This window comes from Vibrio sp. HENC-03, from assembly GCF_000305755.2.
GTDB classification, from domain to species: Bacteria; Pseudomonadota; Gammaproteobacteria; order Enterobacterales; family Vibrionaceae; genus Vibrio; species Vibrio owensii.
This window is the reverse complement of sequence record NZ_JH976125.1, coordinates 255,771-264,939: the sequence shown is the minus strand read 5'-3', so window position 1 is coordinate 264,939 and position 9,169 is coordinate 255,771. Positions and strand designations below refer to the sequence as shown.

Sequence of the window (9,169 nt, the reverse complement as noted above, 5' to 3'; positions counted from 1 at the left end):
AAGAAGTGGCACCTTAGGTGCCACTTCTTTTTTTGTTTTTAAATTAGTCAGTTGCAACGGAAAACCGGACGTTTTTCACGCTTTTGTGGAACTGTCGGCGATAAAACAAGTCTGCGCTTATAATTGTAAAAACACTCGAGCAAGGAAAAAGCGAATGAAGAAACTGCTCTTAATCATTGCCATCCCAATTGTGGCGATCTTGGCTGTTATTTTAGGGTTAGTGATTTTTGTCAATCCAAATCAGTTTAAACCACTTATTGTGGAGCAAGCGCAAAAGCAAACCGGTTTGGAATTAGTCATTGAAGGGGATATTAGTTGGCAGTTTTTCCCGTCGATTGGCTTCGAATTGGGTCGCACTGAGCTAAGAAACCCACAAGGTTTTAGCCAGCCAAATCTATTTAAAGTTGAAACGGTCGGTGTTGATGTCTCGGTTACCCCGCTATTAAGCAAACAGCTAGAAATTGGTAACGTCACCCTTGATGGTGCAGAGTTCTATCTTGAAACACTGAAAGATGGCACCAAGAACATTGATGCATTAACCAAAGCACAAACTCAACAAGCAGAACAAACGACGGATGCAGCACCAGAGCAAGCCGCAGATTCACAAAGCGCTGCTTCTGATTGGACGATCAATCTTGCCGGTGTCAGTATCTCAAATGGTTATGTTGAAATCCAAGATAAACAAGCCGGAAGCTACACCAAGCTTTCTGATATCTCACTAAACCTTTCTCAGTTTGCTTTCGATAACTGGACAACCGCAGACTTTGGCGTGAAAGGTGAGATGAATGAGCAAACCTTCACCGCGCAAGGTAAAGCAGACTTCAAATTGGCAAAAGGCCTTGTAAGCTACGCTTTGAAAAACATCAACTTCGATGCAACCTATTCAGATGCGACAAACAAGATTGACTCAGCAACGATTGGTTTGGAAACGTTTGAATTCGATAAAGTCAACAACCTAAGCTATGCATTGAAAGGCGAAGCTGGTGGTATGAAGCTGGATATGCAGGGTGGCGGTGAATTAACTGTCGATAAAGCCATCAGCAAAGTGCAGTTGAACAAGTTGACGCTCAACTCAACTTTTGAGGGGGATGCACTACCGCAATCACCAATGAAAGTGGATATGGCTTCGGATCTTTCGTTCGACCTAACTAAGAGCCACCTGAGCTTTGTGTTGGAGAAGCTGACGGCGAACGCCATCGCGCTAGATGGTAAAGCGGATGTCACTCTGGGTGATATTCCGAAAGTACGTTTTGCAGTGCATAGTCCTAATATCGATTTGGATGAATTCCTTGGCTTGAACAAACAAGCTTCTGCGGATGATAAACCAGCATCAGGTGGTAGCAAAGCACCAGCAGGGCCAGAAGTTGAACCAGACTTATCGGCACTAAAAACGCTTGATGTGAAGGGTGATATTACGATTGATAAGTTCAAAGCGGCGAACGCGAAAATGGAAGCGGTAAAAGCAAGCTTCTCTGCTAATCGTGGTGTCTTTGATCTTACTTCATTCAGCTCTAAGTTGTACCAAGGCACGATCACCGCAACAGCCAAACTGGATGCGCGTAAATCGCCTGCCACTTACTCTGCGAAGAAATCAATCAAAGGCGTACAAGTCCAACCGTTACTTGTTGATGTAGCAAATAACGACATGCTAGAAGGCACAGGTAACATTGATGTGAACGTCAGTGGTAAGAGCCTAACGCCAACAGGCATCAAGAAAAATCTAACAGGCACGGTTGTGATTAACTTTGCGGATGGCGCTGTTAATGGCATTAACGTCGCTCAGCTTATCCGTGAAAACTACGCACGATTCAAAGGCCAAAGCGTAGATGGCACTGATGAAGTCAAGAAAACGGACTTCAGCGCGATGACAGCGACCTTGAAGTTGAACAAAGGTGTGGTTTCTACCGATAACATGAAAGCGCAGTCTCCACTTCTTCGCGTTCGTGGTAAAGGTCAAGCGAACTACCTAAACGAAACGGTCGACTTTACCATCAGCACCTCGATTGTAGGTTCACTGGAAGGTCAGGGCGGTAAGAATATCGATGAGCTTAAAGACATCACTATTCCTATCAACGTTTCTGGCAAATGGGCTGAGCCTAAATTTAAGTTGGTCTTTGACGATGTGTTGAAGCAAAAAGCACAGAAAGAAATTGATCGTGGCGTAGAGAAGCTAACGGACAAGATCAAAGATGAGAAGACCAAAGAGGCCGTTGATGGCCTGTTGAAAGGCTTGTTCAATTAACAAGGGTCTAAATCCAAAAGAGAAAGGGTTGGCAATGCGCCAACCCTTTTGATTACATATCACACGATGAATAGATTACCAATCCACGCCTTTTAACGCTTTTACGCCGGATTCAAAAGCGTGTTTGACGTTCTTTACTTCCGATACGGTATCGGCCATTTCAATCAGAGTGCGGTGTGCTCCGCGGCCAGTGATCACGACAGACTGCATTTTAGGGCGGTTGTTTAGGGCTTCTACAACCTCATCCAAGTCGATGTAACCATAGCTTACCATGTACGTCAGTTCATCAAACAAGATGACATCAATCGATTCATCGCCAAGCATGCGTTTACATTCCTGCCATACCAACTGTGCTGCTTCGGTATCTGCGCTTTTGTTTTGCGTTTCCCAAGTAAAGCCTGTTGCCATTACTTGAAACTCAACGCCGAGTTTTTCGAGTAGGTTGCGCTCACCATTATCCCATGTGCCTTTGATAAATTGAGCAACGGAACACTTCAATCCATGACCCACTGCGCGAGCAATCGTGCCGAAACCTGAAGTCGATTTGCCTTTACCATTGCCGGTTATGATCAGCAGTAGGCCCTTCTCTTCTTGGGCGGCCGCGATTTTTGCGTCTACCTGTTCCTTTACTTTTTGTTGGCGAGCCTTATGGCGTGCTTCTTTGTTTTCTTCGATAGACATAGTACTTCCTCAATTCCGTTGTGTGCTTTGCCCGTGCTAACTTGGGTTCATCGAATTATCTCGCTATGATAGACCAACATATCGTGAAGAAAAACCTTCGATAATTCAGGGAATAAAATGAAGAAACTACTCGTTGTTTGTATGGGAAATATTTGCCGTTCGCCAACTGGTGAAGCGGTATTAAGAGCAAAAGCTAAAGAGTTGGGTATTTCAGTGGAAGTGGACTCGGCAGGAACGATTGGTTACCACGCCGGAAATCCGCCTGATGCACGCTCCATGCAAGCAGGAAAGCAACGAGGTTATTCGTTCAAAGGGATGCGCTCTCGTAAGGTAACGATAGGGGACTTCGATGAATTTGATATGGTGTTAGCGGCAGATAAAGCGAATCTTGCCGATCTATTGGATATTTGCCCGGTAGAACATCGTCATAAAGTATCGTTATTTTTAAGCCATGGTGAGTCTGACTATGACGAGATCCCTGACCCATACTATGGCGGTGATGCAGGTTTTGAATTGGTACTGGATTTGATTGAAGACGCGTCGGAAACGATTCTAAAGAAGCTTTAATCAAATAGTTTAGATAGTGCGAAGAGTCCAAAAGCTGGATAGTAAAAGGGATGAGTCATGCTCATCCCTTTTTAATTTTATTAGCCAGCAAGTATGTCAGTCGCAACCTTGTAGCTTGGGTCTTCTTTCACGTTGATTTCAACCAAGCTGCCTGCTTTGTCTAGTAGCTTACGACAGTCTGGGCTCAAGTGACGTAGGTGAAGCGTTTTACCTAGTGCAGCGTAACGTTCAGCCAGCGTTTCGATCGCTTCGATCGCGGAGTGGTCTGTTACACGAGAGTCCGCGAAATCGACGATAATGTCTTTTGGATCGTCGTGTGCGTTGAACAACTCTAAAAAGTTAGCCGCAGAACCAAAGAAGATAGGACCGTGGATCTTGTACTCTTTTGAGCCTTCTTCATTTAGGCGTGTGTCAGCGTAGATGTGTTTAGCGTGTTGCCATGCGAACATAAGTGCAGAGGCGATAACACCAACCGCTACAGCAACTGCTAGGTCAGTCAGAACCGTCACTACCGTTACTAGAACGATTACGAAGAAATCTTGTTTAGGTACACGACGTGCAAGTTTGAACGTTGCCCATTCGAACGTACCGATAACCACCATGAACATCACACCAACAAGCGCAGCAAGTGGAATCATCTCAATCAGAGAAGATGCAAACAGGATGAACATCAGAAGTGCAATAGCTGCAACGATACCTGATAGACGGCCACGACCACCTGAGTTTACGTTGATCATTGACTGACCAATCATCGCACAACCACCCATTGCACCAAACACTGAACATGTCATGTTTGCCATACCTTGACCGATACATTCACGGTTTGACTGACCGCGAGTGTTGGTCATTTCATCTAGTACCGTTAGCGTCAATAAAGACTCAATCAGACCGATAGCTGCAAGAATGATTGCGTAAGGCAAGATGATCTGCAGTGTTTCAATAGTGAAAGGAACCGCTGGGATTGAGAAGGTCGGAAGAGAGCCCGCCAAAGTCGCTGCTTCGTCACCAGACATAGTACGTAGGAAATCGACTACTGTACGTGTTTCTAGGTCTAAACCAACCACTAGAGCCGTTACTGTTACGATCGCAACCAGTGAAGATGGCACAGCTGTGGTGATTTTTGGTAAGAAGTGAATGATACCCATTGTTAGCGCAACTAGGCCAAGCATTAGTAGCATTTGGTCTTGTGGTAGCCAAGTCAGCATGCCGTTGATGTCTGGCGCTTTAAACTGACCTAACTGGGCTAGGAAGATAACGATAGCCAGACCGTTTACAAAACCGATCATTACTGGATGAGGTACGATTCGAATGAATTTACCCAGCTTGAATAGCCCCGCTGCGACCTGAAGAATACCGGCTAACATGATAGCCGCGAATAGGTACTGAACGCCGTGAGTCGCAACTAGCGACACCATTACAACAGCCATAGCGCCCGTTGCACCAGAAATCATACCTGGACGGCCACCGAAGATAGAGGTGATAAGACCGACGATAAAGGCTGCGTACAGACCAACCATAGGGTCTACACCAGCAACGAATGCAAACGCTACAGCTTCAGGAACTAGTGCTAGCGCAACCGTAAGACCTGATAGCACATCGTTTTTTACGGAGTGCTTAGAAAATTGAGGAAATTCGAACATGTTTTGTATTGAGTTCTCTTGGCGATGAATTTCTCCCGACACATATTCGTATTTGCACGAGCGCTGATGGGTAAAGTGTCTTCACTTTTATCAGCACAAACAGTAGTAAAAAAAGAGCAGCAGCAGAATGGTGTCGAAAACTTAAGTCGGCGAATGCTACCGAAAAGTGTGATTAAGTTCAACAATGAAGGGGATATTGACGCACAAATGTGATCAGTCGTTGATATTAATATGAACAATTATAGTTAACACTCACAGCAACAAAAAAGGCTGCCAATTGGCAGCCTTTCGTTTCGCTCTCGCGTTCGCGAGGCCAAATTCTAGCTTAGCTAAAGTTTGGTTTTGTCATCTGTGCTGATGCACGGTTTGTTGCAACTTGACTACCTGCGCCTTTTGGAGCGTAGCGGTCTGCTTTAAACGGCGCTGCTGAAACCGTGATTTCACGAAGCTCTTGAGGACCTGGTGCTTTAGTCATCGGAGCGCTAGCGCGAGGCTTAGCAGCTACTTTGATAACTTCTGCTTTAGGAGCTGGCGTAGCGATTGGTGCTTCTACTGCAACTTGCTCTACAGTTTCTTCTACCGCTTCAACTACTGGCTCTTGAGCTGCTTCTGTAACTTCAACGACAGGTGCTTCAACCGGTTCAATGATTGGCTCAACTGGCGCTGCTTCTACTGCTGCAGGTTCCGCTTTTTGTGCAACGACTGTTTCAACAACTGGTGCTTCTACAGCAGGCGTTTCTACAGCTGGAGCTTCAACTTTCGCTTCTACTGGCTGTTGAACTTTTGGTTCAACCACTGGCGCTTCAACTGCTGCAGGTTGCTCGCGGCGAATGATCACTTTGCCCATTGCCATTTCTGGACAAGCAAAGCCACCTTGCATTGCTGGTACAGATGTCGCTGCTACTGCCACTTCTTCCTTCACTCGCTCTTCCTTTTTAGGTGCTGGTTTTGGAATGTAGCGTGGCATCACTTTACCCATAGCCATCTCAGGAGAGGCTACACCACCTTTACGCAGGCGGAATGGGTTAGGGCGACGATCGCGACCACGACGACGACGTTGACCACTTGCACGTAGGTGACGTGGAGAACGACGGTTGCGACGTTGTTTCGATTCTGCTTTGTCTTGTTGCGCTTCTGCTGCCGCCTCTACTGGCTTCTCAACAGGTGCTTCAACCGCTTCAATTGCTTGTACTGGCGTTTCCTGTTCAGCTTGCTCAGCCGCTTGCTGGTCTTTCACTCGTACAGATTTGTTTAGTTTGCGACGTTGACGACGCTCTTTCACTTTCTCTGCTTTTGCGTTTGGCTTCGCTTTGCTTTCTTCAGGCTTCGCTTCTGAACCAGTGCGTGCTTCAGCAGCAAGCTGCAGGCCTTTTTCCGCCACTTTAGCATTTGCTTTTGCCTCTTGCGCTTTTTCAGCTTTTTCAGCTTGTTGAGCTTTTGGCTTACGCTTCTGGTTACGGTTTTGCTGCTTGTTAGGTTGCTGCTGCGCTTCGTTCTGCTCAGTCGCTTGCTCTTCACGTGGCTTACGACGACGCTTGTTGTCGCGGTTGTCACGACCTTCGCGATTATCGCGTTGGTTGTTGTTACGACGACGGTCGTTGCGGTCACGTTTGTTGCGTTTGTTATCGCGGCTTGGTTTCTTCTCTTCTTCTTTCTTAGGCTCTTCTTTTACTTCTTCAGAACCACCAAATAGGAAACTACCAATCGCTTTAAATAGACGACTAAATAGACCTGGCTTTTCTTCTTGAACCACTTCTTTCTTCTTCGTTGCCGGAGCAGGCTTAGAAGTCGCGCTAGGAGCTGGCGCAGTTTGAGCTGGTGCAGCGAAACCTTTTAGAACTGGTTCTTCAATACGTTTAGGCTTGATGTCAGCTTCTGCAGGCTCTTTGCCTTCTGCTTCTTTCATTGCTTCCAGTTTCTTAGGAAGTAGGTAAGAAAGCAGATCGAACTCTTCACCTTCACGTACGCGAATCACTTCGAAGTGTGGTGTTTCCATATCAGAGTTAGGAACAACCGTGATCTTCACTTCCTGGATGCGTTCAATGTGGTTCACTGAGCGACGTTTTTCGTTCAGAAGGTAAGATGCAATCGGAACAGGTACTACGGCAAGAACTTGCGCCGTGTTGTCTTTCAGTGCTTCTTCTTCAATTAAACGAAGAACAGACAGAGCTAGAGATTCATTATCACGAACAACACCTGTACCACTACAACGAGGACAGATATGGTGGCTTGCTTCTGCTAGAGAAGGGCTCAAACGCTGGCGTGACATTTCTAGAAGACCAAAGCGAGAAATGCGGCCAATCTGAACGCGAGCACGGTCTAAACGAACGGCTTCACGTAGACGGTTTTCTACTTCACGTTGGTGACGAACTGGCGTCATATCGATAAAGTCGATAACAACCAAACCACCAAGGTCACGTAGACGCAATTGACGAGCGATTTCGTCTGCTGCTTCTAGGTTAGTGTTCAGTGCTGTTTCTTCGATATCGCCGCCTTTTGTTGCGCGAGCAGAGTTGATATCGATAGAAGTTAAAGCTTCTGTTGGGTCGATTACGATAGAACCGCCTGATGGTAGGCGCACTTCACGTTGGAAAGCGGATTCAATTTGGCTTTCGATTTGGTAGTGGCTAAATAGCGGTACTTCGCCTTCGTATTTTTTAACGCGGCTGATGAAATCTGGGCGTACCAATTGAATGTGCTCTCGTGCACGTTCATAGATGGTGTTGCTGTCGATTAGGATTTCACCGATATCACGACGTAGGTAGTCACGGATCGCACGAACGATTACGTTACTTTCTTGGTGGATTAGGAAAGGAGCAGGGTTAGAATCTGCCGCGCCCTTAATCGCACCCCAGTGGTTAAGTAGTACGTTCAAGTCCCACTCAAGTTCTTCTGCACTCTTACCTACGCCAGCAGTACGTACGATTAGACCCATACCTTGCGGTAGTTCTAGCGTGCTTAAAGCAGCTTTTAGTTGAGTGCGCTCATCACCTTCGATACGACGAGAAATACCGCCGGCACGAGGGTTATTAGGCATAAGAACAAGATAGCTACCCGCAAGAGAGATGAAAGTAGTAAGAGCTGCGCCCTTGCTACCACGTTCTTCTTTTTCCACTTGTACGATTACTTCTTGACCTTCAGTCAGCACTTCTTTAATGCTTGGGCGACCTTGGTAAGTGTAACCTTCTGGGAAGTATTCGCGGGCAATTTCTTTAAGAGGGAGGAAACCGTGACGCTCAGCACCGTAATCAACAAATGCGGCTTCTAAGCTTGGTTCGATACGTGTGATACGTCCTTTGTAGATATTCGCTTTTTTAGATTCATGACCTGGACTCTCGATATCAAGATCGAAAAGTCGCTGGCCATCAACCAGAGCGACACGCAACTCTTCTTTTTGAGTTGCGTTAATTAACATTCTTTTCATTGAAAATTTCTCGTTGTCTTTTCTTTATATTTCTTTGCAACTTGTCACTTTTGTTTCGCTCTTTCACGGTGCCTGATCCCATGGCTTATATTTTGCAGCCTCCCGGCTGGAAGGGGATGCTCTAGGGCACTTCAGTCATCACAAATTCTTTTGGGTTTCGTTGGAAACGGAAACTTGTGACCCGCTATATCGGGCGGTAGATACTCAACGTGAATATGCGAGGAGTAGAGTGACAAGTGTGTTGAACTCAATGTGTCTTACGCCAATGCTGCACCTGACATTCAACAACCTACTCACATTGCTTGGGGATAAATGATTGGTAATGAACAAAATGTAACCAAACCTTCCTTAGCAGCTGTGAACTATAGCAGCGCAGGTTGATATCAGCAATCTGCTTTAGCGCAAACGATGGAAAATTTGGCGCTAAATTCAAATTTTGTAATTTATAACTGGCTGTTTCATAAGCACTTGAGTCTCGCAAACTGAGAAAGACGAGAAACAAATAGAGAAGTTGATAAAGACTTTTAATAATCTAAACAAAAGCTTGGCGTGTTTTGGAACTATTTATGACAACAAGTGTTTCTTTTGCAGCAAGAATAATGTGAAGTCGTACAG

General features: G+C 45.8%; 5 protein-coding genes. 2 read left to right on the top strand and 3 right to left on the bottom strand.

Annotated elements, in window-relative coordinates:
* The first annotated feature begins 154 nt into the window (after positions 1–154).
* Positions 155–2,242, top strand: a complete 2,088-nt coding sequence (locus VCHENC03_RS07360; protein WP_009707039.1) for an AsmA family protein — start codon at positions 155–157, stop codon at positions 2,240–2,242.
* Positions 2,243–2,317: 75 nt separating this feature from the next.
* On the opposite strand, the gene cobO is transcribed toward VCHENC03_RS07360, so the two are convergent.
* Entirely contained in the window at positions 2,318–2,923 is a 606-nt protein-coding gene (gene cobO / locus VCHENC03_RS07365; protein WP_009707038.1) for a cob(I)yrinic acid a,c-diamide adenosyltransferase, read from the bottom strand.
* Between the two features lie 117 nt (positions 2,924–3,040).
* Between cobO and VCHENC03_RS07370 the strand changes: the two genes are divergently transcribed.
* Positions 3,041–3,490, top strand: coding sequence for a low molecular weight protein-tyrosine-phosphatase (locus tag VCHENC03_RS07370; protein WP_009707037.1), 450 nt, complete (start codon positions 3,041–3,043; stop codon positions 3,488–3,490).
* 80 nt (positions 3,491–3,570) lie between these two features.
* On the opposite strand, the gene VCHENC03_RS07375 is transcribed toward VCHENC03_RS07370, so the two are convergent.
* Together VCHENC03_RS07375 and rne are read right to left on the bottom strand one after the other, a co-directional pair.
* Positions 3,571–5,130 (bottom strand): SulP family inorganic anion transporter, encoded by a 1,560-nt coding sequence (locus VCHENC03_RS07375; RefSeq protein WP_009707036.1) that lies wholly within the window; start codon positions 5,128–5,130, stop codon positions 3,571–3,573.
* A 325-nt stretch (positions 5,131–5,455) separates the two neighbouring features.
* On the bottom strand, positions 5,456–8,554 hold the full coding sequence (gene rne, locus VCHENC03_RS07380; RefSeq protein WP_032802918.1) for a ribonuclease E: 3,099 nt from the start codon (positions 8,552–8,554) through the stop codon (positions 5,456–5,458).
* Between the last annotated feature and the right edge of the window lie 615 nt (positions 8,555–9,169).

Excerpts from the sequence above, each read along its gene's own strand:
- VCHENC03_RS07370 (WP_009707037.1), top strand. The coding sequence starts at position 3,041 with ATGAAGAAACTACTCGTTGTTTGTATGGGAAATATTTGCCGTTCGCCA.
- VCHENC03_RS07375 (WP_009707036.1), bottom strand. The coding sequence starts at position 5,130 with ATGTTCGAATTTCCTCAATTTTCTAAGCACTCCGTAAAAAACGATGTG.
- VCHENC03_RS07360 (WP_009707039.1), top strand. The coding sequence starts at position 155 with ATGAAGAAACTGCTCTTAATCATTGCCATCCCAATTGTGGCGATCTTG.
- cobO (WP_009707038.1), bottom strand. The coding sequence starts at position 2,923 with ATGTCTATCGAAGAAAACAAAGAAGCACGCCATAAGGCTCGCCAACAA.
- rne (WP_032802918.1), bottom strand. The coding sequence starts at position 8,554 with ATGAAAAGAATGTTAATTAACGCAACTCAAAAAGAAGAGTTGCGTGTC.